Genomic DNA, 24,040 nt, shown 5'->3' with positions numbered 1-24,040 from the left:
GATGACACCTTCCTCGCCGGCTACCACCGCACGGAACCAGAACTGCTCAACGTCGAGGGCGAGATGCGAGGCCGAGGCGGGTACATCCCGATGGCAGCACGGGCTGGCGTAAGGCACCCGCGTCGAGTCCGTCGAGTCCGTCGAGCATGCCGAGGGCGTGGCGGCGCTGTCCGTGCAGGAATGACAGGAGCGTCCGGATCTCGGGGTCCGGCGCCGCGTTCACTTGGCGATTTCCCAGATGTGGCCGCCGGGGTCGCGGAAGCTGGCGGTCCGTATTCCCCAGGGCCGGTCCGTGGGGCCATTGAGCAGTGTCACGCCGCGCGCGGCCAGTTCCCAACACATCGCGTCCACATCGTCCACGGGCAGGGTGAGTTGGAGGCGGGAGCCGGCGTCAGCCTGGGCAACGCGAGCTGGTTCGATGAGGTCAGGCGCTGCGGTGGTCTTCAGCAGGTTGATAATGGTGTTGCCGAATTCGAAGACAGCCGAGTTGTCATCGTGACCAGGCCAAAAGAGATCGCTCCGCTCCGGATCGGACGACTGGGCATCAGTACCGGCACCCGACGCAGAAGTTCGACACCCCGCCCCGAATGCCGCCGTCCTCGACATCTTCGCCGGACGCATCCAGTTTATCGCTGCCGACCGGGCCGACACCACGTTCGAGGTCCTGCTTGGGGATGCCTGGAAGGGCGGGACGTGAAGGCGGCGGAGCAGGTCACGGTCGCGTACGCCGACGACGTCCTGCGGATCGAGACCTCGGCGAAGAATCAGGCCTTCGGCGCTTCCGGATCCGTCGAGGTGACCGTCCAGCTGCCCGCCGGCTCCCGCGTCGAGGCGAAGGCGTCGGGCTCGGCGGCGTCGCTTTCGGGAACGCGCATGGCCCGGTCAACCTCGACGAGACCGCGAGCGTGCGCCTCACCATCCCGTTTGATCCAGCACACGTAGGTGCCAGGGATGGAGATCAGGAAAGGCGGCGCCGACCAGCCCAAATCCAAGGGGAAACATGTGGCTGACAGCCGCGCCGTGGAAGTCGCCTCCAGGGTCGGGCTCTGCGCCCGGGAGTGATCTACGAGCTGGTGGGGGCTTCTGGCCATGCAGATCGGGTTCGGCCGTGACAGAGGCAAGGAGGCCGACCGGTCCGGCGCGGTGGGGTCTCTCGGCGAGCAGCCGCTCGGCCGGGTGCTGCTGTGGGCGCTGGTGACGATGGCGTTGTGGCGTCTGTCCGAGGCCGTGTTCGGACAGACGGTGGCAGGATGCGGAGAAGCGGACTCGCCGTTTGGGCTCTTTGGGATGGGCGGTGCTCTACATGGTGATCTGTATCGGTGTGGTGCAGACAGCGCTGGCCGGTGGTTCCTCCGGCAGTCGCCCCGGCGACGAGACGTCGAAGGAGTACACCGCGAGAGTGCTGGACTGGCCGGGCGGGTACTTGTCGGCGCCTTTGGAGGCGTCCTGGTCATCGTGGGCGTGGTGACACTGGTGCGCAGTCTGATGCGCAAGTTCGAGAAGAATCTCCGGGCGGGGGAGATGAGCCCGGCAGCGCGGCGGGTCGTCGCGGCGGTGACTGGCCTGTTCGTCCTGCTGGCCGCGGTGCGGTTCGACCCCAGCCAGGCCAAGGGCCCGGACGAGACGTTGCGTTCGTTCGCCACCACGCCTGCCGGGCCCGTACTGCTGATGGCCGCGGCGGTGGGCCTCGTACTGTTCGGCCTGTACTCGTTCTGCGAAGCCCACTGGCGCAGAGCCGCTGAGCACGGGACTCCGGCAGAACAGCCGACCGAGGCTGCGGGCTCGGGGACACGGGCCAGTGCGCCCTAGCAAGGGGAACTCGTTCGGTGGCGTGGGCCGTTCGTCTCCTTTCGGGCGGCTACGGCGCGCGATGCGCCGTGTGCGGGCCGGGCGCCGGTGGGTTCACGTCGGCAACCTCGACCTGTGGCAGCGTTCGCTGGGATTCGCCGCGCTCGGGTTCCTGACACTGGTGCCCCTGTTGATCGTCGTGTCCGCGGCGGATCCGGCGAGCGGGCGGGGGTTCGCGAAGTGGCTGGGGGACGGGCTCGGCGTAACGGAGGCCGCCAGGGGGGACATCGAGCGGTTGTTCGCTCTGCCGGGCCAGACATTGCGGACCACGACGGCGTTCGGCCTTGCCGTGCTCGCCGTGTTCGGTCTGTCGTTCGGGGCGGCGGTGCAGAGCGGCTACGAGAAGGTCTGGGATCTGCCCCCGGCCCGCTGGTGGGCCAGGTGGCGGCACGTGGTGTGGCTCGCTGTCCTCATCGGATTCCTCTTCCTGTCTGCGATCACACCGCTGTGGCAGGCGGCTCCGGCCCGCGGGGTGATCACGGCGCTGAGTGGCACTTTGTTCTTCTGGTGGTCCCAGCGGATGCTGCTCGGCGGCCGTGTCTCCTGGGTCGCCTTGTTGCCCGGGGCGGTGACCACCATGGCCGGGCAGCTCGGCCTCCGAGTCTTCTCCCGGCTCGTTTTCTCACCGCTGATCGCATCGAGCGCCGTCACCTACGGCCCGATCGGAACCGTCCTGGTCATCCAGTCCTGGCTGGTCGGCGTCGGCGTCGTCGTGTTCGGTGGCGCGCTGGCCGGTCGTTGCCTTCAAGATGAGCTCCCCCGCGTGGCCCATGCACTGAAACGGCGCAGATGAGGTTCGACCCTTGTGAGGCCGATGCCTCCCAGACCGCCTGTCCGGTGACCAGGCGTAGGTCCTTGCCGTAGCCGAACAGGTGTTGCGGGTCGGCCAGGCGTCTGCTGCGGCGCAGAGCGGCGAGCACGAAGGCCTCGTTCATGCTGTCGGCCACAAAATGGGCCACCTCCGACAGCAGCGCGGGCGAGCCGGAGAGGAACCCGGCGACCACCTTGGCTCCGCTAACGGGATCGGGGGCCGGTCTGCCCTCGGCCACATCGTCCGCGCTCGCCACTCCCGCCATGACGTCGTCGGCATCGATGGCTCTGCGCGGTGCCTTCACCTCGGATCCACCGGCCGAGGCGGCCAGGACGAGCGCCAGCCACGGCGGGCGAGCTCCCTCCGCAGATCCCGGGATCCGTCAAGGCGGGGCAGCCGGTCGAAGTACGCGCCGTAGAGCGCGGTGTGGGCGGCACTGCGTATCTCGTCCCGGTCGCGCTCCGCGTCGAGCAGATTGATCCAGGAGTCCGTTCGAGCTGAGGCCGATCGGTGAACGTGATGTTCGCGCTCACGTTCCGCTCCATCATGTGCAGAGCGGCGCCGGCCAGGTCAGCGTGGGTGTGGGCGACCCGCCCGGCGTAGCAATCGAGCGATGCATCGCGGCAGAGCGAATCTTGCCTGGCCTACCAGTAATGTCGCCGACCTCCGACCCCGTGTCCCAGGGCACCAAGAAGGAAGAAGATGGCGCCGATCGCGACGAGGATGATGCCGATCGTCCACAAGATCGCGATGTTCGCGACGAAGCCGATGATGAGCAAGATAACGCCCAGGATGATCATGGTCACGCCCCTTGGCCGCTTCCGATTCCTCTTCAGGCTGGTCCCGCCCAGTCGGGCTCCGCCGCTGTTCAGGCAGTGAGCAGACGGTTGAAGAACGACCGATAGTGGCGCAGGGCCATGCGCAGGTCTTCGGTGTCCGCCCGCTCGCCCCGGCTCCACTGCTCTTCGAGCTCCTGTTTGCGCTCGGCAAACGTCGCGGCCAGGGTCTGCATGACCTCCGCGACCAACGCGTCAGCGGAATGCACGGCGTCACGCGGATCGTCCACGAACTTGCTCTGGACCTCTTGCCAGCGTGAGCGGAAGCCTTCCTCGTCCTCCGCACTGAGGAGCTGGGTGGCTTCCTCCTCGGCCGGTACGTCCGTTTCCGTCTGCTCGCCCTCGGTCTCGGAGGGTTCGGCCGACGGAACGGCAGTGCTCTCGCCGGGGAAGGTTGGGGCCTCGTTCCGCACTTCTACGGCTTCGTCCTGTGGTCGGTCGGTACGGTCCGGGGTCTGGGCGAGGTCCTCCGTTGACAGTCCGCTCGATCGGTCAGATTTGCCGTCGCTCTGCATGTCTCCTCCGTCCCTGGCCGCGTGGATGGCCGCATCTCACGAGGGTGAGGTCGCTCAGGTACGGGCGTGGCGGGCTTGGCCGCCGCCGTTGGAGAGCAACTCGTCGAACAGGGCGCGGTAGTGCACCATGGCGCCCCGTAGCTGCTCGGTGGTCGCCCTGTGCTCAGTGCTTTGCGCGTCGACTTCATGGGCTGCCCGGTAGTGCTCCAACGTGCGCCCGTGTTCGACCGAGAGATCCTTGAGCTGTTGGTCGAAGTTCTCGGTGGGATAGCCGCGCTCACGCATCAGGGAAGTCACCAGATGGTCCGCATCATGCACCGCGCCCTCGGGCCGGTCCACGAACTCTTGTTGGACATTGGTCCAGTCCCGGCTGTATCGGTCTCGGGCGCCACTGTCCAAGGGCTTGATGTCCAGCGAGTCGTGGTGCTTCTCGCGCGCTCTGAGCTCGCCTTCGCCGGCCCTGCGACTGTCGGCACCCTCGATCGTTCGCTCGTACTCCGGACCGAAACGCTCGCGCAGACGGCGACGGCGCGCAAGCAGAAAGCCCGCCACTGCGATCAGCGCAAGCACCACCACGACGGGGATGATGATCGCCAGAAGTGTCCCGGTCGACATGAGGATGAACCTCCCTCTATGCGCTAATTACGCCCATTTTAGCTTTGTCTCTTAATGTGAGCGATACATGCGGTGTCGTCCGTGACACCTCCCGCTAGATGTGTTGTGTCAGGCGGGGTTCAAGCAGCGTCGCGAGGTCGCGAACAGGGCGAACGTTGCCTGATCCGGCACCAGGTGCGGGATCCGGTGCAGAATCAGAGCCGGCGCACGCGTGGCAGCGGTGACGTCCCGTGCCCGTTGCAGCCGGCAGGGCGCCCCAGACAGCGTGAAGGTGACGTCGTCGCCCACGTGGCCGGACTGCAGGCGGAACAGAGGGGCCACCCAGCGCGCGGGCTCGGTGTCCACGGGTCTGCGCAAGGCAGCCCAGGCGCCACCGACAGTCAGGGCCGTCGAGAGGAAGACGTCGCCTGCGTTTTCGTAGCCGAGGTCGGTCAGGGTGGGGACATCCAGGGTGGTGGCGAGTCCGTCAGGTCGGTGACCAGGCCGTGGGTGCGAGCGCAGGTGGTGTCGTGCTCGTGGCCGGGACGGACTGGGGAAGCCTAAATCGGCCGGCCGTCGGGGGCGGAGACGACCTGGATGTTCCCGCCGTGGTGCTGTGCTTGCCGGACCACCACAGGTCGGCGTCATCGGGGGGCCGGGGGCGGCGACGGGGTCGGTTCGGATGACGATGCCGTCGAGGTTGAGGTATGTGTAGCCGGCCGCCGTGCCGCGTTCCGGGGCGGTGGACAGTTCAGCCGCGTGGTCGGCCAGCGCGTTCAGCCCTTCGTGTAGGTGGCGGTAAGCCGTGGGCAGGGAGATGTGGTTGTCGCGGGCGAGCTGGGCCAGCCGGGTCTCGTCCAGGAACCTGCGCAGGACCAACACGCCCTGCTTGAAGGGGCCGAGCGCACGGGTGGCCTTGCGGGTGCCGAGCCGTTCACGGTGTTCGTCCAGCAGCTTCGCGAGGGTCTCGGCGGTGGCCGTGCCGACATCGAGCACGCCGGTGTGGTTGATGCCGGTCAACGCGTGCAGCCCCTCGGTGCCTGGAACCTGTTCATTGCAGACCTGTTCCTCACCGGGGCTTGACGTGTATCTGATGTCGGGTCAGGTTCGACTGATGTCCATGGTCAAGAAGATCCCGGATCTGTCTGACGGGCGACACGAGCCAATACTCTGAGTCCCGTCCACACTATCTGGGAGAGTCGTGACAAGTAGGTTCACTGAGTTGGCCGTCGACTGCCATGATCCGGAGAGGCTCGCGTCCTTCTGGTGCGAGGTCCTGGACTTCAAGGTGATCGACCGGAGCGAGGGCAAGGTCGAGATCGGCTCCTGGGTGCCGTCCGTTGAGGATGTTCGGGCCCGCCAGATGCCGCCCACCCTGCTGTTCATCCAGGTGCCCGAGGGCAAAGCCGTGAAGAACCGGCTTCACCTTGACGTCAGCCCGATCGACGGCAGCACCGAGGACGAGGTGACCAGATTGCTCGGCCTCGGCGCCACCAAGACGGATGTGGGCCAAGGCTCGGAACGGAACTGGGTGGTCATGGCAGACCCCGAGGGCAACGAGTTCGACGTCCTACGCACCCTGGCTCCGCAGAACTAGGCCGCGAGCGGGCACCCACCCCCCCCGTCACACACCGCAACCTCACGTTGCCGAGAAGACCTCTGTCCTCATCGCCATTCCATATGGAGGGCAGCAGTTCCCGGAAGCGCACATGTTGAGGGAAGTCCAGGCCCACAGCTACGACACGCATCGCGTCCTGTATCAGGGCGCGTGCGTCCTCACGCGGCGAGATGAGCAACTCGCAGGCGGACGTTTTCTGATGGCCTGCTTGGCCGTGCTTGGTTCCGACGGAGGCGACCCTTGATGATCAAGGTTGCCGAAGTCGTTGATCACGAACCAGGAGGTCGCGTTTGCATGCCATCGTCCCTGATCGACGTTCTCAAGCGCCGCCGTGGGGACGCCGAACTGCTGCACCAGTCTGCAGAGCTGTCCGAACTTGCCGCGCTGTGCGAGGTGTTGGACCGGCTTGCCGATCCACGACGGGCGTGAGGCCGCCGCTACCGGATGGGGTCGCTGCTCGCCCTGTGGATGCAGAGCGGGCGTTCGCACAGTGGCTACTGCTGCTCCCACTGTTCCTTGGTGATCTCGTACCGCACGCCCCCGTGCTCGGAGCCCTCGATCATCTCCATGTCCGGGGGAGTGGGGATGGTGTCAGCGAGCGTCATTTCGAGCTTCTCCATGATGTTGCGCGAGCCGTGGTTCACGGCCATCGTCTCAGCCCAGACCATGCGCACACCGAGCCCTGCGAACGCCTTGCCCAGCAGAGCCCGCGAGCCTTCGGTGGCATAACCCTTACCCCAAGCCGCCTGCCGCAGCCGGTAGCCGAGTTCGACCTCGTCCAGCGGGCCCTGCGGCTCGGGACGCAGACAGAACCAGCCGATGAACGCGCCGCCGTCCTTCTCGTGCGCGGCGAACAGTCCAAGATCGCCGCGCCACCTCTCGTAGCCGCCGATGATGTTTGGCAGGTGGCGCTCACGGACAATCTCCGGGGCGGTCGGATTACCCCCGGTCAGATAGCGCATCACCGCGGCGTCGCTGTCCAACTCGATCAGCAAGTCCGCGTCGTCGGTGGTGAAGCGACGCAGGGTCAGGCGCTCGGTCTCCAGGTAGGTGTCCACAGAGTTGATCATGCCTCGAGCAGGGCGGGCCGTTCAACGGCTTTACTCGGATACTGTCGGCGAACTTCGAGATGCTGCCGCGGAATCCGCGCGGAGGTCGACACCGCAGTGGGGCGCTTGCGGACCTCAGCCGTGGCGGGACCTTGACCGTCTTGCCAGCCTTCGGACCCGGCCTTCGCCCGCTCCTCGCCGAACCCGTGCAGGACCACTGGTCGGTTGAGGCCCTGCGCCACGTGTGAGACGTCACCGTTCGCGAGGACCCCTCCCGCGTTCGCATCGGCACCGCCCCCGGCGCCATGGTCACCCTGCGCAATCTGACCCTAGGGCTCATCCGCCCGTCTGGCTGGACCAACATCGCCGCCGCAACAGGCCACTATCGGTCACGTCCCGACCACGCCACCGCACTTCCCGATCTCGCAGTCTGAGAACGCATCAGCCCTGAGCCCGGCCCGTGTTGGCACCGCACCGCATCGACGACCAGGCGAGGCCGGCCGAAAGACACCAGGTACGCACCAGGGCGCTGGGGCAGCGGAGATCGCCGGGTAGCGGTGCGCACCCCGGCCGCCCGCCACTGTCGACGCCGTACGTCCACGGCCAGCACCCCACCGACGGCCACGCCCACGACACAGTCACCTCACCGCCGACATGTCCTCCGGTGGCCGACCACACCAAGCCGCAGGACAGCTCCGGAGAACCCGGCCGCCCGCCTGAGCGCGGGAGCGCGGCGATTTGGGGACGGAGAGCCTGACGGCGGGAAGGGGAAGCAGCGGTCGTGCCGGGCGGCACGGTGGGGGAGCGGCGGGCATCTTCCGGCTGCCTCCGGTCCGCAGCCCGGATTGCCCCTTTCTCGGCGGGCCAGGAGCCGAGGGGGTGACCGGCGGGGAACCGCTTCAGAACGGTGCGGGAGGGCGAGCCGGCCGTTTACTCCGCGAGTCGAACGGAAGTTCGCGCAGTGGCACGCTTTCTGCGACGGAAAGCCAGTCGAGCCAGTGCTCTGCGCACGGCGCTGCGCGGTCATGGGACTGCGCACAAGGGTACGACGTAGGTTTCGAAACCCTTTGCTTCCGACATCCACTCCCATGGCCCACTTCTGTCACCCGGTTGGAGTGCATGGCTGCGCCGGCCGGTGCGGATGGGTGAACTCTCAGATGCCGTAGGTCTCACGGAAAGCGAGAACAACATGGCAGCATTTCCGGTCCCCGGTTCACGGCGCCGAATACGTCGCGCACACGTCATGGCAGCCGGGTGCGCCGTGGCCCTGTGCACGGGCGTGGCGGCCCCTGTCGCCGCGGACGGTGGCACGACCACGGCCAAACCCACCATCGTGCTGGTGCACGGGGCTTTCGCGGACGCCTCCAGCTGGAATGGCGTAGTCGAACGGCTCCAGCGCCGTGGCTACTCCGTCATCGCTCCCGCCAACCCGCTGCGCGGGCTGTACAGCGACTCCGCCTACATCGCCTCCGTGCTGGACAGCATCAAGGGCCCGATCGTGCTGGCGGGCCACTCATACGGCGGCGCGTTGATCAGCACGGCCGCCGAGGGCAACCCCCAGGTGAAGTCCCTGGTGTACGTATCGGCGCTGATGCCCGACGTGGGCGAGAGCGGAATGACCCTGGGGGCCAAGTTCCCGAGCGAACTCGGCACCGCCACGAAGTCCGTTCCCTACCGGGCCGGCGGCGTCAGCGGGACAGACCTGTACCTCAAGCCCGACAGGATCCATCCGGTCTTCGCCGCCGACCTGCCGGAAAGCACCACGAGGGTCATGGCGGTCACCCAACGGCCCGCGGCAACGACTGCGTTCTCGGAGACGGCCAAGGTGGCCGCCTGGAAGCACATCCCGTCGTGGTTCCTCGTCGCGAAGCAGGACAAGACCATCAATCCCGACCAGGAACGCTTCGAGGCGAAACGCGCGGGTTCACACATGGTGGAGATCGACTCCTCCCACGTGGCCATGATCTCCCACCCCGACGCGGTCACCGACCTCGTCCTCCAAGCCGCCACGGCGGCCGATTCCGCCCGGCCTGCTCTGGCCGCCACCGGAACCACTCATGACGCCCGGGCCGAGACCGTACTCACCGGCATAGCCGCCGCCTCGTTGATCGCCGGCACAGGAGCCGTCCTCCTGGGCCGCCGCCTGAAGCGCTCCCGACCCTGACATTACTCCGGGACAGCGTCATCCCGCGGTGGCGTCCTGGGCTGCGGCGGGCCTGGGCGATGGTGAGACGGCAGGGTTCGGTGCCGGTCTGGATCAGGCTGCCGCCGAAGGTGAGCCGATCGACCATGGCCGCGCAGAGCCGCGGATCGGTGAAAGTCCTGGTCCAGCCGCTGAAACTCTCGGTCGAGGCGATAGCGACGCCGTTGTTCTTCTCACGCTCCGTCAGAACCCGGAACCGTCCTGCCCGCAGGAGGCGAAGATGCTTCTCTGCACCTGGCGCGCGGGGCCAGACGGCGTCGATGTGGTCCGCCGCCCGTCAGGTCGGCGGACGCACGGGATCGGGGTCGTCAGTTGGTGTCGTGGCCGTAGTCGAAGTGTAGTCAATACCGTGCCGTGTAGAGGTCGAGGGCTTTGTGCAGCAGTTTGTTGAGCGGGAAGTCCCACTTGCCGACGTACTCGGCTGCCTGTCCGCCGGTGCCGATCTCGGTGGAGGAGCCCGAGCAGCTGGTTGTTCTCGTCCAGGGTGTCGGTCGTGCCGCGGAAGTGGTAGACACTCGCGCCCAGGGCATGGGCGTCGCGGATCATCTGCCACTGGATGGCTTCGTTGGGCTGCACTTCGCGCTTGCGGCTGGTGGAGGCTGTAGGAGTACGAGACGTGCTGGCCGACGGTGAGCATGGTAGCGGCGGCCAGCACCTCTCCGTCGTGTTCGGCACGGTAGAGCCGCATCCGGTCGGGCCTTCCACATGCGCTGGAAGTACGCCAGCGGGCGGGCGATGAATGGATCGCGGACGGCGGTCGCGGCGTAGAGCGTGCAGACGGTGGCCAGTCGTCGTAGCCCTCTGATGACCTTGACGCCCGCCTTCTCGGCCTTCCTGACGTTGCGTCGTCACAACCGGTTGAGGCCGCGCTGGATCTCGTCCGGCGAGCGGTCGGCGAGGGAGAGCTGGAAGACGTAGCGAGGCTGACCGGCCGCGAAGCCCTCCTCGCTGCCGCCACCGGACTGTTGCCAGCCCAGGCCCCGCAGCCGATCCATGAGCTCAAAGGCCCAGGGGTCCTGGGCGGTGGGCCCAGCCTCGCCGAGCCGGTGGGTCTGCGGGTCGGCGATCGCGTCCTTGACCATGGTCGCATCCCAGCGGCGCGCGACGACGGGCGTTCCCATCTTCACCGTGAACGCGCCCTGCGACTTGAGATGCGCCAGCAGCGGCTGCAGCCACCGGCCGAGGTCCTCGTCGTACCAGTCGATGACGGGACCCCTCAGCGCGGCGCTGCCGGCGCTGACCGCCAACCTGGCACTGGAGGTCGCCCCTGTCCGGGTCAACCTCATCGCGGCCGGGTTCGTGGACACACCGCTGTCGGCCTCCCTCCTCGGTGACCAACTCGAGGCGCGGCGCGAGGAGTTGAGGAAGACACTGCCAATTGGCCGGGTAGTCGGACCGGCGGATGTCGGCGCCCTCGCACTGCACATCATGGCCAACGGCGCCCTCACTGGCGGCCACGTACGACATCGACGGCGGCCAGCAGCTCGTCGCACACTGGCCGGGCACTGCCCTCGGCCCAGGCCGCAGTCGGCCGTCGAGCTCGCGCGCTCCCACAGGCAGCACCACCTCGTCCGGCGCCTTTCGTGATCCACTGCCGGCGAAGTGGGAGAGCGTCCACATGCGGCCTGATCAAACGCGTGTCTACGCTGGAACACGACACAGCCCGTTCGACAGGGCGTCAGGGCGCTGCCGGGCCGGGCGTGAGACGGGGCGCTCGCAACGCGTTTCGAGTGCCGTGGGATGCGTCCTCCAAGCCCGGCGCCACCGCGGATCCGGTCGTCGCCGATATCCCCTCCGAGACGGGAGGCGCAAGCCATGGACATGAAACTCGAGGTCGTCGTGGTGCCGGTGTCCGACGTCGACCGGGCCAAGGACTTCTACACGGCGCTGGGCTGGAGGCTCGACGCGGACATCGCCCCTGACGGGGACTTCCGGGTGGTGCAGGTGACCCCTCCGGGTTCCCCGGCGTCGGTCATCTTCGGCAGATCGGTCACCGATCAGGCCCCCGGCTCGGCTCGAGGCTTGCACCTGGTCGTCGACGACATCGAGGCCGCCCATGACGAGCTGATACGACGCGGCGCCGACCCGAGCGAGGTGTTTCACGACGCAGGCGGCCTCTTCCACCACGCCGGCGCTGACGCCCGGGTGTCCGGTCCTGACCCACAACGCGGCAGTTATGGCTCCTTCCTGTCGTTCAGCGACCCGGACGGCAACGGTTGGCTCCTGCAGGAGGTCACCGCAAGGCTTCCGGGACGGCTGGATCCCGCGACCACGTCGTTCGCCTCGGCCGAGGACCTGGCGGGCGCCCTGCGGCGGGCCGCGGCGGCGCACGGTGAGCACGAGGCGCGCATGGGTGCGGAGGACCCCGACTGGCCGGACTGGTACGCGCGGTACCTGGTGAGCGAGCAGGCCGGGACGGACCCGCCCTCGTGAGCGGTCGGATGCGCGGTCCGCGGCCGTCACAGGACACGGCCAGGTCTGTCCGGTCGATCGCGACCGCCGTCCGAAGTCTCCTCCGCCGCCAAGTCCCCCGGCAGGAAGGCCGGGGGGAGGAACCGACCGCGTGTGTCATCGACTCCCAGAGCAACAAGACCTCCACCAACGTGCCTGCCTTTGAGTAGGGCATCGGCGTCGGCAAGAAGATCGTCGGACGCAAGCGCAGCATCGTCATCGACACCGTCGGACTCCTCCTCGGGGTCCTCCTCCTCGCAGGAAACCCCCTGTCCGCCGAACAGGCTCATCAGCTCGGCCTCGTCAACCACCTCACCCCACCCGGCGAGACGCTCACCAAAGCCGTGGAAGTGGCCCACCGCATCGCGCGCAACGCCCCGCTGCCCCTCGCGGCCGTCAAACGCGCGGTCAACGAGCGGACCGCATACGGCGACCAGGACGCCTTCCGCCAGCAGGACCGGCTCGTCGCACCGGTTCTCGCGTCCCACGACGTGCAGGAAGGAGCCCACGCCTTCGCCGAAAAGCGCCCACCGAAGGCCGCTGACCGCTACGCCCCCCCCCGCGAGCCCTCGTGGTGCGCCACCGCAGCCCGTCCAACCTGCCGGGCTGCGGGGCACCGTGCGAGGAACCGGTCATCCCGAACCACGCACCTGCCCACGCGTGTATCGCGTCGCACGTGCCTACTCGTCGCGTCGGCGATTCTCTCGGGGCCGATGCTGGTCACGGGTCGACCGCACGCCTTCAGCAGAGCTTCGTCGCAGTGGCGCGCTTTCCCCCGGCCTCGTAGCCGGTGCAGACGAGCACACCCCCTGACGCTCCGGACCCTCACGGCGGTCGGTCGCACGGGCCGGGCGCGCGACCACGCATGGCCCGTGCCCTCGCGTGTCCGTCAGGCATTGGCCCCTCGGGCCGCCACCGCCCAGCGGTCCACGATCTGCCCACCCTGCACAATGACCAGTTCATCGGCCAGGTTCACCGGAGTGCACCGGGGCCCTCCCGGCCGACGCCGCTGTCGACCTCGATCACCACTTCGACCGGGCGCGCGGTCCCCCGAACTGCATGCCCGAGACGCTGGACGCTCTCGACGGAGTCGGCCCCGACGCGCAGGCGTGCGGTCTCTGCGAGTCGACGCAGCCGCCGAGCCTTGCTGTCGTCGACCCACAGCGGGGAGGCGATGAACAGATCGGTGGCGCCATCACGGGCGAATACCTCAGCCTCGCCAACCGTAGCCACCGTCAGGCCCACTGCTCCAGCGCCGATCTGTCTGTCGGCGATCTTCCGACACTTGTGCGGCTTCGCGTGGGGACGCACCGCAAAACCGCAGGCACCGGCCGCGGCTGTCAGCCCGCTGATGTTGCGTTCCATCACGTCCACGGAGCCTGGCCGCAACAGCACACAAACGGGACAGTCAGGCCGACATGGAGGAGGTGCGGTGCGGCACCCGGACATCACGAATTCAAGTTGAGTAGTTGGTCGGGTTCGGTGTTTTCGCTACTTTAAGCCCATGTTGAATACGAGATTTACTGAAATGTTCGGCCTCAGGTATCCGGTGATGGCGGCTCCCATGAGCTTGCACAGCGGCGGGACACTCGCCGCCGCGGTTTCCGCCGCCGGCGGGCTCGGCTCCTTCGGGGGTACGCATCCCTGGAAGGGACCTGACTGGATCCGTGAGCAGATCGCGACCATTCGAGCCACGATGGACCGACCGTTCGGGGTCGGCTTCATCACGCCGTTCCTCCCCTTCAGCGAGCCGCATTTCGACGCCGCACTGGAGGAGCGACCAGAGATCATCGCGCTGTCGTTCGCCAACCCCCAGCCGTGGCTTGCTCGCGCCAAGGACGCGGGAGCCCGAGTGATGTGCCAAGTCCAGACCTACGATGACGCGGAGACGGCCGTCGCCGCGGGCACCGATGTCCTCGTGGCGCAGGGCACCGAGGCCGGTGGCCACACCGGGACGATGGGCCTGCTGCCGTTCCTGGCCGGGATCGTAAGGCGTTATCCCGGTGTACCGGTACTGGCCGCAGGGGGCATTGGCGACGGCCGAACACTCGCGGCGGTCCTCACCGCCGGTGCGGACGGCGCCTGGCTGGGCACGGCGTTTCTCGCCACGCCCGAGGCGGTCGAGGTACACGACGTCCACAAGCGCCTGATCGTCGACAGCGATGGCGGCGACACCGTATGGACGCGGGCCTACGACATCGCCTCGGGACTGCCCTGGCCGGCGACCATCGGCACACGCGTCCGCCGAAATCGGTTCACCGATGAGTGGTCAGGACGTGAGGCAATGCTGCGGGACCGCAAAGAGGAGTTCGCGCCCGCGGAAGACATCAACCCCTTCGAGGCCCCACCTGACCCCGACACGAGCGAGATCCTCTACGGTCAGTCCGCGACCTTCGTCGACGCCGTCCGCCCCGCTGCGGACGTGGTCCGGACGATCAGTGACGAGGCCGAGGCAATCCTGGCGTCGCGGCCTCGATCCCTGCTGCGCTGACTGAGAGTGTGAACGGCGAGGCCGGTCCGATGGGCGACCTCGCGACCGACGGCATCCGCATCCGGTCGCGGATCAGACCGCCCACGGCTGGGGAGATCCATCGAGCATGTGTGGGGTCACCCCGAGCGGCGGGTGGTCGCTTTCAGGGTTCTGTCCGGATTTTCGTGAACGTTCTATCTCCGATCCCCACTCAGGCGACTCGATAGGATCCCGACACGATGGAGTATCCCGTGGTCGCGCTGCCAGAGGTCGAGTACCGACGGGTCTGGGACCGCTTCTACGAGGATTTCAGGTTTCGGCCGAGTACCAGCTCGCGCAAGTGGTCGGCCATTCTTTTGCAGCAGGCTGAAGACACCCGCCCCACAGGGCAAGCGAGTTCAGATGTCACCCGATCGTGCATCAGCCCCGAGGGATATGGGGCTCGCGTAGTCGGTGCGTCTGACGGTGGTCCAAGTGCTCCACCTACGGCCGCCGGCCGTGGCGGCTCGGCGCCAAAGGACGCCCACCCATCGGCCCCGGAAAAGATGACGCTATGGCCGCCGTCTCACCCGCATGAACCAGCCGCGCCCCGCATCCCGCCGCCTAGGCCGGACCGGCCAGGAACCATCCTTCACCCCCGCAGGCTGCAGTGGCGGCTCGGCAGGACGGCGTTTCGCCCGCTTCCCGGTCCTTCCTGAATCTCTAAGCTCGGCCTGTGGGACAACCTGTGCAGCGCGCCGATGGCGCGGGACCGTTCATCACCCGGCTCACCTGGCACCCTCCCGGCGGTGGCACCGCTGTGTGGGAGTCCCGGCTCGCGCGCCGGCGCGGAGTACTCGCCGTCCGTCCCCCCGGCACGGCGACCACTCGGCACAACCGTGCGGACGCCGTCGCCATCGCCCGGCTCCGCAGACTCAACGCCATCGCAGCGACCGCCTTCGTCATCGGCGGGGCATTCTTCGCCGCCGGCGCGACCGTCGCCCAGTTCGGCTCCGGAGACGCCACCGAGTCCGCCTCGATCTACTTCGTGGGCGGCCTGTTCTTCAACACGGGCGGGTACGTCTCACTGCTCCAGGTGAGCAACGCGCCCCGTCACGTAGACGGCGGCGAAGGCCGACTGGTCACCCCCCACTGGCGGTGGTGGAGTTACGAACCGATGCGGGTGGACTGGCTGAGCACCTTCGTCCTGTTCGCGGGCACCCTCGTCTTCGCCGTCGACCTGCTGGACTCCTTCCTGCAGGGCCTGAACGTCCAGCAGGTCAACCGGCTGATCTGGGCGCCCGACGTGATCGGCTGCTCCCTCTTCCTGGTCTCCGGCCACCTGGGATTGGTCGAGATCTGCCATGGCCGGCCCCGGGTTCGCCCGGACAGCCTCGGCTGGTGGATCGTCGCCGTGAACCAGCTCGGCTCTGCCCTCTTCATGGTCTCCGCGCTCGCTGCCTACACGCGCCCCGCCACCGAAAGCCTCGTCAACGCCGACATCGCCAACTGGGGCACCCTCACCGGCGCCCTGTGCTTCTCCCTCGCCGGCCTCCTCCAACTCGGCGAACACCCGTGAGCTCGTGGGCGACGTGACGCCGAGCTCTGCCTCACCGTCGCCGGCGCAGGGAGCTTCGCGACGTCGGTCAGCAGCCTGCTGTTCGAGCGCGCCCACGGAAACCGAGGCATCTCCCTGAACATCCCCATGACGAACCCCGCCCATGACCAACAGCAGTGCCACCGCCAAGGACTCCTCCCGTGACGACGCCTTTCGATCAGCTCAGGCAACTCTGCCCGCCCCCGGCGAATCCGCCTGCCGTTGACTGGCGCGCGGTCCAAGACACGCTCGGGTTCGCGCTGCCCGACGACTACCAGCAGGTCGCCACTGCCTATGGGCCCGGCTCCTTCTGTGACTTCCTCAGCCTGCGCCACACGCGCGGCGCCACCGACTGGATCGTTCTCACCGGCCCGATGACCGCCGTCGTCCGACAACAACTCGAACGCGACCGGCAGCGGAAGCGAATCGTCCCTATCCGGCCCGGGACCTGTTCCCCATCGCGGTGAGCGACAACGGCGAGTACGCCTTTTGGCACACAGACCCTGCGAACTCGCCCGACGCGTGGACCCTGACCGTCAACGAAGCTCGCGGACCACAGTGGTTCACCTTCGACGGCTCGCTCACGGCCTTCCTCGTCGCCGTCCTCAGCGGCCGACTGCACGCCCCGCTCTTCCCGGACAGCCTGGTCTTGGAAGGCGCTACGTTCACCCCCTCACCGCCAGTTGGACCGGGCCAGAGCCCCACCCGCATCACCACACGCGCCAGCAGGACGATGGACTCCAACACCATCCGTGCCTGGGCTCGTGACACGGTTACGACGTACCCGTACGGGGGCGCATTCCAGCCGCGATCATCACAGCATGGCGGGAAGCCGACAGCACCTGACCGACCTACCGGCCGGGGTACCGCTCATTCCCGGCCCGGCTGAACCGTCACGGCAGCGAGCGTGTGAGCCATACAACTTCACCGCTGTCGTCCGTGGAAACGTGATCCCGCTCGAACTCGAGTTTCTCAAGAACACGGAACGACGGTGCGTTCCACGCGCCGACGGTCGCCCAGAGCCGTTTCCGCCCGGTGGCAACAGCGGCATCGAGCACTGCGCCGGCCGCCTCGGTGGCGTAGCCACGGCCATGCGCGTGCTGGAACAACTCATACGCGATTTCAGGCTCCTCCAGGGTGGAGCGGCCGATGGTCAACCCGCAATAGCCGATGAAGTCGCCTTCGGCACGGCGCTGGATGGGCAACAGGGCGATCCCCGTTGTCGCCGTCGCGGTGAGCAGCTCCGCGATGGACGTCCGGGTGTGCTCAACCGTGGGCGCCCCCTTGCCGCGTTCGGAGACGAGGGCGCAGAGCTCAGCGGCGTCCGACTCCGCCCACGGCCGCAGTGTCAGCCGCTCGGTCTGAAGGTGGAACGACATCGTCTCGTACGTAGACATGCCCTTACTCTGCCCCACGGGTCACCACGAACTACGGCTGGAGCATGTCGGTGAGGTCGACGGTGGCGCGGACTTTGCCCCTGTCGTCGGCGCCGCCCGGGGGAATACCGCTCTGCTGCTCAGCCGTTGGGTGCGATGGCACGGTCGATGTGTAGCCATCCGGCGCGTGGCCGTCCAAGCCTTGTACGAACGAGGAGAGCGGTGATCACGCGATGAAGGCGGTGCGGTTCCACGAGTACGGCGGGATCGATGTGCTGCGGGTGGAGGAGGTGGAACGGCCGGTACCCGGGCCCGCGCAGGTGCTGGTCGAGGTCCGCGCGGCCGGGATCCAGCCGGGCGAGGCGCATATCCGCACGGGCGCGCTGCACGAACGCTGGCCGGCGGCGTTCCCCTCTGGGCAGGGCAGCGATCTGGCCGGCGTCGTGGTGGAAGTCGGTCCGCACGTGCGCGGCTTCTCCGTGGGCGATGAGGTGTTGGGCTTCACCCATCGCAGGGCGAGCCATGCGGAGTTCGTCGTGGTCGACGACGTGAACGTGGTCTCCCGTCCCAAGGGGCTGTCCTGGGACGTGGCAGGGTCGTTGTACGTGGCCGGCACGACTGCATACGCCACAGTGTTCGCGGTGGACCCCGGGCCGGCCGACACGGTCGTGGTGTCCGGTGCGGCGGGCGGCGTCGGGTCTCTTGCCGTGCAGCTCGCGCGGCGGAGTGGCGCCACGGTGATCGGCCTGGCGAGCGAGCGGAACCACGCCTGGCTGAGGGATCGTGGAGTTGTCCCGGTCGCGTACGGGGAGGGCGTGGCGGACCGGATCCGGCAGGCTTCCGGAGGGAACGTCGACGCGTTCATCGACACGTTCGGCGACGGCTACGTGGAACTGGCAGTGGAGTTGGGTGTGCGGCCCGAACGGATCAACACGATCAGCAATTGGCAGGCCGCGGCCAAGGTCGGAGCAGGGACCTACGGAGAAGGTGCGGCGGCGTGCGCGGTCGTGCTCGGTGAACTGGCCCGGCTTGCTGCGCGGGGGGAGCTGAAAGTTCCGATCGCCCACGCCTACCCGCTCGAGCGGGTGCGAGACGCGTTCCGCGAGCTGGAACGGCAGCACACTCACGGCAAGATCGTTCTCCGGCCGTAGCCTCGGCTGCCCGAGGCAGCCGTCGGGCAGGCGCCCCGCACCATCAACGCAGTGCGCCCGCCGGCGGCCGGACGACTCCCGTCAAGTGGCCGCCAGCGGGCAATCACGACTGGCCAATGGCCGCAGACTCACTCGCGACTCCACTCCGAACTGGCGTGACCGGCACAACACTTGAACCACGAGCCCAACTACCCAACCGGGATGGAACGTTCTTTTGGCGGCCGGAGTTCACGCCGTACTGGTGTTGCCGATACGGCGTGGGAGGGCACAAGCCCCCTGGTGGTCGGGGAACCCGAGCCCTCCCACATGCCGCGTGCGCCGGATCAGATCGTCATGAGTTTGCCGCGCTTGAGTCGGACCACTTCGTCCGAGGCGTCGGCGACCTCACGGGAGTGGGTCACCAGGATCACGCACCTTCCGTCGTCGTGCGCCAGCTTGCGGAACACCTCGATGATCCCGTCGGCGGTGTCCTGGTCGAGGCTGCCGGTGGGTTCGTCGGCGAAGAGGATGTCGACCTCGCATGCCAGGGCGCGGGCGATGGCGACGCGCTGCTGCTGGCCGCCGGAGAGCTCAAGCGTGCGGCGGTGCTGGTCGTCCTCGTCCACGCCCAGCAGGCCCAGGAGTTGGACGGCGCGCTGCTTCTTGTTGCCGCCCTTCACCCCGGTGATTTCCATGGCGGAGGTGATGTTCTGCACCGCTGTCATGTAGGTGAGCAGGTTCAGCGACTGGAAGACCGTCGCCACGTGGCGGTTGCGGTAGCGCCCGAGGCCGATCTCGGCGACGTCCTCGCCGCGGAAGCGGATGCTGCCCTGGGTGGGCGAGTCGAGGCCGCTGGCCAGAGACAGGAGGGTGGTCTTGCCGCTGCCGGAGGGGCCGATGACGGAGTACATCCTGCCTGCGTCGAATGAGTAGTTGACGTCCTTGAGGACGGTGCGGCGGCTGTTGCCGGACTGGTAGGCGCGGCTGACGCCGGTCAGCTGGAGGATCGGGGTGGTCACGTCAGTCGCCCTTCGTCAGGATGTCGCGCGGGTCGAGACGCAGGATGCGCGTGCCGGGGACGATGGTGGCCAGGGCGGCGATGCCCAGGCCGGTGGCGCCGACCGCACCGATGTCGCCCGCGCCGAGTTCGATGTCCATGGAGTCGATGGGCTTGCTCTGCGGGGTGTCCTGCTTCTTGAGCCCGTTGGGGTCGGACGGGTCCTTCTGGGGACCCTGGTCGGCAGCGGAGTCCTCGGCGGAGGAGACCTGGCTGGAGAGCAGCTGGTCGCCGATGCCCTGGGCGATGAACTGGCTGCCGGTGGCGGCGAAGCCGATCGCCAGGACCGCGCAGGCGACCACCTCCACCAAGTGCTGGCCGAGCAGCTTGGGCTTCTTCTCACCCAGCGAGAGCAGAATGCCCAGCTCCTTGCGGCGTTCGCGCATGTTGGAGGCGATGATCAGGGCGAGGATGACGGTGCCTGCGATCGCGACCAGCCAGACCGTGAGAGAGGCGAAGTCCGCCGTTTTGTTGATCGGGCCGACCAGGGCTTTGTACTGCTTGTCGTTGACGCTGATCGGGAAGATCTCGAGGTCGGCGCCGGCCGCCTTCGCGTCGTCCTTCAGCTTGCCGAGGTCGTCGGGGTTGCGCAGGGCGAAGGTGGCTTCGCGGAGGGCCGCTCCGCCGGCGGCAGGTTCCTTGCCCTGCAGGCGGGTCGCACCTTCCGGGGTGACGTAGATCTGGTTCGAGGGGTCGGCCACCGCCGGTACGTACGAGCCCGTGTCGGCGGTGTCGTTCTTGTAGATGCCGCCGACGGTGAACTCGACCTCCTTGGTGCTCATCCCGCCCTTCCCGGGATCGATCTCACCCACCCTGAGCTTGATCTTGTCGCCGACCTTGAGGCGGTTGTCCTCGGCCACCCGCTCCTCGATGACGATCATGTCGCTCTTGCTGTCCCGCTTGAGCCCGGAGCCGGAGAGGATCTTCGAGTCGCCGTTGTGGAACCCCTTGACCGAATCCAGGTCCCGAACACCGGACGCCTTGAAGAGGTCCGTACCTGTGGTGTCCTGCCCGGTCGGCGCGGGAACCGGCTGATGAAGCTTCAGCCGGCGGGTGGGGGCCGCCCCACTGTCCACGGTGTAGTTGCACTGCGCCACGACCGACGACTTGCAGATCTTGTCCACGAGCTTGCTGTGCAGATCGCCCTTCGAGCCGATGAGGCCGGGCTGGGCACCATCGCCGGCCGACCCCCCGCCCGAGTTGATCAACGCGTCCACGTCCAGCTGCATCGTCGCCACCACGCCCACGTTCCCCTTGGCCGAGTCGGCGGCGCGGGCCGCGGCGGACCGGATCAGGAAGCCGGACAGGACCAGGGTGCATATGACGAAGAACAGTCCTACGAGCATTACCGTTTTGCCCAGATGGCCTCGCAGTCGCCACCAGGCTCTCTTGAAAAGGTTCACGCAAACCACGCTAGTAGGGCGGGGTTTTGACGGATGTTTGCGAGTTCCGTCCGTTGCCGGACAGCTCATACACGAATCAAATACGCCGTCTGATAAGACAGATTCGGCATGAATCAGATATCGCGGAGTAGTGCCGGGATCCGTCCCGGTAAATTCACGAAAAGAAAAGGTTGTCGCGCGTGCGGGTGCTGGTGGTCGAGGACGAGCAGTACATGGCCCGGGTCCTGGAGATCGGGCTGCGCAAGGAGGCCATCGCGGTCGATGTGGTGCATGACGGGGCGGCGGCTCTGGAGCGGGTCGCCGTCTACGACTACGACGTGCTGGTCCTGGACCGGGACCTGCCCGAGGTGCACGGCGACGAGGTGTGCCGTCGCATCGTCGCCATGGACCTCGGCTGCCGCATCCTGATGCTGACCGCCGCCGGGCGCCTCGGAGACAAGGTCGAGGGCCTGGGGCTGGGCGCTGACGACTATCTCGCCAAGCCCTTCGACTTTCCCGAACTCGTCGCCCGCCTGCGTGCCCTGTACCGCCGCACCCCCATGGTCCACGCTCCCGTCCTCACCTTCGCCGACGTCCGCCTGGACACCCACCGCCGCCTCGTCACCCGGGCAGACACCGAGGTGAGGCTCACACCGAAGGAACTCGCCGTCCTGGAACTCCTGATGCGCGCCGACGGCGGGGTGCTGAGCGCCGAGTACCTCCTGGACAAAGCCTGGGACGCGCACACTGATCCGCTCACCAACGCGGTACGCCTCGTCGTGCACACCCTGCGCAAGAAACTCGGCGAACCACAGCTGGTGCACACCGCGATCAGCGCCGGCTACTACCTGGGGACCGAGTGATGCGGCCGGTCCGCATCCGGAGCCTGAGCATCCACACCCGCCTCTTCCTCGGATTCGCGGCGGCACTCGGGGTGTGCGCGGCGCTGATGGTCACGATCATCTACACCGGGATGCGCTTCCTGCCGACATACGATCTCAGCACGACGGTGATCGCCCCGCCTGGCTCCTCATTCATCCAGGCATCGCCCGGGACACCGGCCAGCCCCTCGCCCCAGAGCCCCACACCACAGCCCTCTCCCATCCAGCCCTCCGGCATCCAGCCGGGCTCGAAGACCAAGAACCTCGGCGACATCTCCAGCAAGGAAGACGTCTGGAACACTGTCCTGCTGGTCTCCGTCGGCGGGGTGCTCCTGGTGCTGACGATCGGCCTCGGCGCCGGCTGGCTGCTCTCCAAGCGGCTGCTCGCACCCCTGCACTCCATCAGCGAGGCCGCCGCCAAGGCGGCGGACGGCAACCTGAAAGACCGTATCCGCGCGGAAGGCCCCGCCGACGAGCTCAAACGTCTCGCCGACACCTTCGACACCATGCTGGCCCGCCTGGAGGAGTCCTTCGCCGCGCACCAGCGGTTCGCCGCCAACGCCTCCCACGAACTGCTCACCCCGCTGGCCACCACCAGGGCCGCGCTCCAGGTCGCCGGCGACGACTCCACCGGCGAGGCGTTCGCCGAGCTCGCCCCGATGCTGCGGGAGACCAACGAACGCAACATCAGTGTCGTACGCGCGCTGCTCGACCTGGCAAGCGCTGACCACGCCCCCTTCGACCCGAATCCGGTAGACCTGGCCGAGCTCGCGGAACGGGCCGCCGCCGAACGCTCCGCGCAGGCGTCGGCACGCGGCATCCGTCTCGACGTGGACACAGAATCGGGCTGCGAGACCTGCGAGGTGGCCGGAAACGCCACCCTGCTGCGGCAGTTGGTCCTCAACCTTCTCGACAACGCCCTCGTCCACAACGTTTCCTGGAACGGCGACGTCCGCCTTTCCGTCTTCCGGGACCGGGACGCAGCGGTGGTCATGGAGGTCGAGAACACCGGCCCGCACGTGGACAAAGCCGTTGTGGACCAGCTCTTCGAACCCTTCTACCGGGCCCGGTCCCGGGTCAGCAGCGACCGTTCGGGGCACGGCCTCGGCCTGGCCATCGTCCGCTCGATCGCTTCGGCCCACCACGGCACGGCCACCGCGAGCGCGAACCCCAAGGGCGGACTCACGGTACGTATCGAACTTCCAGCGCCCTCACTCCCAGGAGGATGACCCGGACCAACTAGGGGTTCCGCACCCAGGCGATCGCTTTGCTACGAGCTGCCAGCTGGTGATCGGGCGTAGGACCTGGAAGGCGTGTGCGCACGGCGACGATCAGCCTTGTCCTTCATCCGCTTACTGCCCACGGACATGACCTGCCTGTGGCCCATTCAGCCGAGCGTGGCCGAGCTGGGCAGCGCAGTACGCGACCGCCTGACGCAGAGCGCAGTGTGCCCCCGGCGGAGACGTGTCCGTCGCCAGGCCATGGATGCTTCCTCACCATCGTTGACCCGGGTCGTCGTTGAATACGTCCCCCGAAGACATAGCGATGGCAAGCGGCACGGTGGCCAGCTGCTCGTCGGTGGCGAGGGGCACGGGCACGGCTGCGGCCCGTCCGTCACAGGACGTGGATGCGGTCCTGGCGTCCCGCGTACCCCGGCGGGGCTGCTCCACGCGCTGGTGGACCGCGCGGCGCAGCGGCTCGGCCATCGCGCTGTGTTCCAGGACCGCACGCTCATGGGAGGTCCTAGAAGAGGCCCCCGCCCCCTGCCTTGCGGCCACGATTGTCGGGGGATCCCGCGGAAGCGTCGCCGTAGGCGTACGCGGTGCGGATGTGCCCGTCGCGGGCGTGGACGACGACCTGCGCGGGGGTGTGCTCCTTGGCCCGGTCACGTGCGGAGTCGATCGCGTCCTTCTGCGTGCGGTGCGGCTCGTGCAGCAGCCGACGGCCCTCCCTGCCCTCTACCTGCCACTTCACCCCCGCGTCCGCAGCCCGTTCGCCGGACGGTGTGACGTGGTAGACGGTCTGCTTCGCTGCCATGATGCTTCTCCTCGCCGTTCAGGCGGACTTCCGGCGCCGGAGGTCTCCTTCTTCGGAGCCGTCCTCATGGGCGACGCTGCCTTCCTCGCAGGTCCTCGCTTCTTGGCCGCGGCCTTCTGCTGGACCATCGGCGGATATGAGGTCAGCTGCTGGCCGGCCAACTCGCAGACCTTGCGGTAGCGGATCCGGCCGCTGTCCTCGAAGTG

23 protein-coding genes and 7 pseudogenes are annotated in these 24,040 nt (G+C 67.9%); 16 read left to right on the top strand and 14 right to left on the bottom strand.

The genetic code is table 11. The features are described 5' to 3' along the window. Nucleotides 1-219: 219 nt before the first annotated feature. A complete protein-coding gene (locus CG723_RS22485; protein WP_199841853.1) occupies nucleotides 220-654 on the bottom strand; it encodes a VOC family protein in 435 nt (144 codons plus the stop codon). Between the two features lie 435 nt (nucleotides 655-1,089). On the opposite strand from CG723_RS22485, the gene CG723_RS22475 reads away from it, so the two are divergent. Then, nucleotides 1,090-1,809, top strand: a complete 720-nt coding sequence (locus tag CG723_RS22475; RefSeq protein ID WP_234374457.1) for a DUF1206 domain-containing protein — start codon at nucleotides 1,090-1,092, stop codon at nucleotides 1,807-1,809. 61 nt (nucleotides 1,810-1,870) lie between these two features. After that, complete coding sequence (locus CG723_RS22470) at nucleotides 1,871-2,641, top strand: YhjD/YihY/BrkB family envelope integrity protein (protein ID WP_100595266.1); 771 nt, start codon at nucleotides 1,871-1,873, stop codon at nucleotides 2,639-2,641. Between the two features lie 58 nt (nucleotides 2,642-2,699). On the opposite strand, the pseudogene CG723_RS47720 reads toward CG723_RS22470, so the two are convergent. From CG723_RS47720 to CG723_RS22450, 5 genes and pseudogenes are all read right to left on the bottom strand, one after another. Continuing rightward, a pseudogene (locus CG723_RS47720) lies at nucleotides 2,700-2,867 on the bottom strand (cation transporter); the annotation flags it as partial. 436 nt (nucleotides 2,868-3,303) lie between these two features. After that, complete coding sequence (locus CG723_RS46955; protein WP_199841852.1) at nucleotides 3,304-3,459, bottom strand: DUF6131 family protein; 156 nt, start codon at nucleotides 3,457-3,459, stop codon at nucleotides 3,304-3,306. 68 nt (nucleotides 3,460-3,527) lie between these two features. Continuing rightward, complete coding sequence (locus tag CG723_RS22460) at nucleotides 3,528-4,010, bottom strand: hypothetical protein (RefSeq protein ID WP_100595265.1); 483 nt, start codon at nucleotides 4,008-4,010, stop codon at nucleotides 3,528-3,530. A gap of 54 nt (nucleotides 4,011-4,064) precedes the next feature. After that, a complete protein-coding gene (locus tag CG723_RS22455; RefSeq protein WP_100595264.1) occupies nucleotides 4,065-4,625 on the bottom strand; it encodes a hypothetical protein in 561 nt (186 codons plus the stop codon). Nucleotides 4,626-5,021: 396 nt separating this feature from the next. Next, nucleotides 5,022-5,624 (bottom strand): annotated as a pseudogene (locus CG723_RS22450) (transposase family protein); the annotation flags it as partial. A gap of 181 nt (nucleotides 5,625-5,805) precedes the next feature. On the opposite strand from CG723_RS22450, the gene CG723_RS22445 reads away from it, so the two are divergent. Both CG723_RS22445 and CG723_RS48690 read left to right on the top strand, forming a co-directional pair. Beyond that, nucleotides 5,806-6,201 (top strand): VOC family protein, encoded by a 396-nt coding sequence (locus tag CG723_RS22445; protein ID WP_100595263.1) that lies wholly within the window; start codon nucleotides 5,806-5,808, stop codon nucleotides 6,199-6,201. Nucleotides 6,202-6,516: 315 nt separating this feature from the next. Continuing rightward, complete coding sequence (locus CG723_RS48690) at nucleotides 6,517-6,651, top strand: hypothetical protein (RefSeq protein WP_267893719.1); 135 nt, start codon at nucleotides 6,517-6,519, stop codon at nucleotides 6,649-6,651. A gap of 65 nt (nucleotides 6,652-6,716) precedes the next feature. On the opposite strand, the gene CG723_RS22440 is transcribed toward CG723_RS48690, so the two are convergent. Further along, nucleotides 6,717-7,280: a GNAT family N-acetyltransferase gene (locus CG723_RS22440; protein WP_100595384.1), complete on the bottom strand. Its 564-nt coding sequence runs from the start codon at nucleotides 7,278-7,280 to the stop codon at nucleotides 6,717-6,719. Nucleotides 7,281-8,514: 1,234 nt separating this feature from the next. On the opposite strand from CG723_RS22440, the gene CG723_RS22435 reads away from it, so the two are divergent. Then, nucleotides 8,515-9,435 (top strand): alpha/beta fold hydrolase, encoded by a 921-nt coding sequence (locus CG723_RS22435; RefSeq protein WP_234374456.1) that lies wholly within the window; start codon nucleotides 8,515-8,517, stop codon nucleotides 9,433-9,435. Between the two features lie 46 nt (nucleotides 9,436-9,481). On the opposite strand, the pseudogene CG723_RS49285 reads toward CG723_RS22435, so the two are convergent. Together CG723_RS49285 and CG723_RS47710 are read right to left on the bottom strand one after the other, a co-directional pair. Next, nucleotides 9,482-9,670, bottom strand: a pseudogene (locus CG723_RS49285) (ATP-binding protein); the annotation flags it as partial. Between the two features lie 145 nt (nucleotides 9,671-9,815). Beyond that, nucleotides 9,816-10,688: pseudogene (locus CG723_RS47710) on the bottom strand (lipid II:glycine glycyltransferase FemX); the annotation flags it as partial. A gap of 1 nt (nucleotide 10,689) precedes the next feature. Here CG723_RS47710 and CG723_RS22420 point away from each other — a divergent pair. The 4 genes and pseudogenes from CG723_RS22420 to CG723_RS49280 all read left to right on the top strand — a co-directional run. Further along, nucleotides 10,690-10,963 (top strand): annotated as a pseudogene (locus tag CG723_RS22420) (SDR family oxidoreductase); the annotation flags it as partial. A 326-nt stretch (nucleotides 10,964-11,289) separates the two neighbouring features. Next, a complete protein-coding gene (locus CG723_RS22415; RefSeq protein ID WP_100595261.1) occupies nucleotides 11,290-11,907 on the top strand; it encodes a VOC family protein in 618 nt (205 codons plus the stop codon). A 101-nt stretch (nucleotides 11,908-12,008) separates the two neighbouring features. Further along, nucleotides 12,009-12,173, top strand: a pseudogene (locus CG723_RS47705) (IS5 family transposase); the annotation flags it as partial. Nucleotides 12,174-12,194: 21 nt separating this feature from the next. Further along, nucleotides 12,195-12,401: pseudogene (locus tag CG723_RS49280) on the top strand (enoyl-CoA hydratase-related protein); the annotation flags it as partial. Nucleotides 12,402-12,897: 496 nt separating this feature from the next. Here the strand turns inward: CG723_RS49280 and CG723_RS22405 are convergent. Further along, entirely contained in the window at nucleotides 12,898-13,290 is a 393-nt protein-coding gene (locus tag CG723_RS22405; RefSeq protein WP_100595260.1) for an alanine racemase, read from the bottom strand. Between the two features lie 139 nt (nucleotides 13,291-13,429). On the opposite strand from CG723_RS22405, the gene CG723_RS22400 reads away from it, so the two are divergent. The 4 genes from CG723_RS22400 to CG723_RS49275 all read left to right on the top strand — a co-directional run bounded on the left by CG723_RS22400 (nucleotide 13,430) and on the right by CG723_RS49275 (nucleotide 16,817). Beyond that, on the top strand, nucleotides 13,430-14,416 hold the full coding sequence (locus CG723_RS22400; RefSeq protein ID WP_159032511.1) for an NAD(P)H-dependent flavin oxidoreductase: 987 nt from the start codon (nucleotides 13,430-13,432) through the stop codon (nucleotides 14,414-14,416). Nucleotides 14,417-15,110: 694 nt separating this feature from the next. Continuing rightward, nucleotides 15,111-15,953 carry a hypothetical protein gene (locus CG723_RS22390; RefSeq protein ID WP_100595257.1) on the top strand — a complete coding sequence of 281 codons (843 nt, stop codon included), beginning with the start codon at nucleotides 15,111-15,113 and terminating at the stop codon, nucleotides 15,951-15,953. A gap of 179 nt (nucleotides 15,954-16,132) precedes the next feature. Next, the gene (locus CG723_RS47700) at nucleotides 16,133-16,438 is read left to right on the top strand and encodes a hypothetical protein (RefSeq protein WP_234374454.1); all 306 of its coding nucleotides are present in this window, start codon (nucleotides 16,133-16,135) and stop codon (nucleotides 16,436-16,438) included. A 331-nt stretch (nucleotides 16,439-16,769) separates the two neighbouring features. Further along, the gene (locus tag CG723_RS49275) at nucleotides 16,770-16,817 is read left to right on the top strand and encodes a hypothetical protein (protein ID WP_442802583.1); all 48 of its coding nucleotides are present in this window, start codon (nucleotides 16,770-16,772) and stop codon (nucleotides 16,815-16,817) included. A gap of 47 nt (nucleotides 16,818-16,864) precedes the next feature. Here the strand turns inward: CG723_RS49275 and CG723_RS22380 are convergent, their stop codons facing one another. Continuing rightward, entirely contained in the window at nucleotides 16,865-17,368 is a 504-nt protein-coding gene (locus CG723_RS22380; protein WP_100595383.1) for a GNAT family N-acetyltransferase, read from the bottom strand. Nucleotides 17,369-17,580: 212 nt separating this feature from the next. Here CG723_RS22380 and CG723_RS22375 point away from each other — a divergent pair, with 212 nt between their 5' ends. Beyond that, complete coding sequence (locus tag CG723_RS22375) at nucleotides 17,581-18,498, top strand: NADP-dependent oxidoreductase (protein ID WP_100595256.1); 918 nt, start codon at nucleotides 17,581-17,583, stop codon at nucleotides 18,496-18,498. 323 nt (nucleotides 18,499-18,821) lie between these two features. Here CG723_RS22375 and CG723_RS22370 read toward each other — a convergent pair whose 3' ends face one another. Together CG723_RS22370 and CG723_RS22365 are read right to left on the bottom strand one after the other, a co-directional pair. Beyond that, the gene (locus CG723_RS22370; RefSeq protein WP_100595255.1) at nucleotides 18,822-19,496 is read right to left on the bottom strand and encodes an ABC transporter ATP-binding protein; all 675 of its coding nucleotides are present in this window, start codon (nucleotides 19,494-19,496) and stop codon (nucleotides 18,822-18,824) included. A gap of 1 nt (nucleotide 19,497) precedes the next feature. After that, nucleotides 19,498-20,937, bottom strand: coding sequence for an ABC transporter permease (locus tag CG723_RS22365; protein WP_100595254.1), 1,440 nt, complete (start codon nucleotides 20,935-20,937; stop codon nucleotides 19,498-19,500). A gap of 179 nt (nucleotides 20,938-21,116) precedes the next feature. Between CG723_RS22365 and CG723_RS22360 the strand changes: the two genes are divergently transcribed. Then, a complete protein-coding gene (locus CG723_RS22360) occupies nucleotides 21,117-21,779 on the top strand; it encodes a response regulator transcription factor (protein ID WP_100595253.1) in 663 nt (220 codons plus the stop codon). Further along, nucleotides 21,779-23,026 (top strand): sensor histidine kinase, encoded by a 1,248-nt coding sequence (locus CG723_RS22355; protein ID WP_100595252.1) that lies wholly within the window; start codon nucleotides 21,779-21,781, stop codon nucleotides 23,024-23,026. The genes CG723_RS22360 and CG723_RS22355 overlap by 1 nt, the downstream gene beginning before the upstream one ends. Nucleotides 23,027-23,540: 514 nt before the next feature. Here the strand turns inward: CG723_RS22355 and CG723_RS22345 are convergent. After that, nucleotides 23,541-23,834, bottom strand: coding sequence for a DUF2188 domain-containing protein (locus CG723_RS22345; protein ID WP_100595250.1), 294 nt, complete (start codon nucleotides 23,832-23,834; stop codon nucleotides 23,541-23,543). Nucleotides 23,835-24,040 lie beyond the last annotated feature (206 nt).

The organism is Streptomyces sp. CB01635 (assembly GCF_002803065.1).
Classification (GTDB): Bacteria; Actinomycetota; Actinomycetes; order Streptomycetales; family Streptomycetaceae; genus Streptomyces.
This window is presented reverse-complemented; position numbering and strand designations above follow the sequence as displayed.

Coding starts and splice junctions, on each gene's coding strand:
- CG723_RS22475 (WP_234374457.1), top strand. CDS start 1,090: ATGCAGATCGGGTTCGGCCGTGACAGAGGCAAGGAGGCCGACCGGTCC.
- CG723_RS22470 (WP_100595266.1), top strand. CDS start 1,871: ATGCGCCGTGTGCGGGCCGGGCGCCGGTGGGTTCACGTCGGCAACCTC.
- CG723_RS46955 (WP_199841852.1), bottom strand. CDS start 3,459: ATGATCATCCTGGGCGTTATCTTGCTCATCATCGGCTTCGTCGCGAAC.
- CG723_RS22460 (WP_100595265.1), bottom strand. CDS start 4,010: ATGCAGAGCGACGGCAAATCTGACCGATCGAGCGGACTGTCAACGGAG.
- CG723_RS22455 (WP_100595264.1), bottom strand. CDS start 4,625: ATGTCGACCGGGACACTTCTGGCGATCATCATCCCCGTCGTGGTGGTG.
- CG723_RS48690 (WP_267893719.1), top strand. CDS start 6,517: ATGCCATCGTCCCTGATCGACGTTCTCAAGCGCCGCCGTGGGGACGCC.
- CG723_RS22435 (WP_234374456.1), top strand. CDS start 8,515: ATGGCAGCCGGGTGCGCCGTGGCCCTGTGCACGGGCGTGGCGGCCCCT.
- CG723_RS22415 (WP_100595261.1), top strand. CDS start 11,290: ATGGACATGAAACTCGAGGTCGTCGTGGTGCCGGTGTCCGACGTCGAC.
- CG723_RS22405 (WP_100595260.1), bottom strand. CDS start 13,290: ATGGAACGCAACATCAGCGGGCTGACAGCCGCGGCCGGTGCCTGCGGT.
- CG723_RS22400 (WP_159032511.1), top strand. CDS start 13,430: ATGTTGAATACGAGATTTACTGAAATGTTCGGCCTCAGGTATCCGGTG.
- CG723_RS22380 (WP_100595383.1), bottom strand. CDS start 17,368: ATGTCTACGTACGAGACGATGTCGTTCCACCTTCAGACCGAGCGGCTG.
- CG723_RS22375 (WP_100595256.1), top strand. CDS start 17,581: ATGAAGGCGGTGCGGTTCCACGAGTACGGCGGGATCGATGTGCTGCGG.
- CG723_RS22355 (WP_100595252.1), top strand. CDS start 21,779: ATGCGGCCGGTCCGCATCCGGAGCCTGAGCATCCACACCCGCCTCTTC.
- CG723_RS22345 (WP_100595250.1), bottom strand. CDS start 23,834: ATGGCAGCGAAGCAGACCGTCTACCACGTCACACCGTCCGGCGAACGG.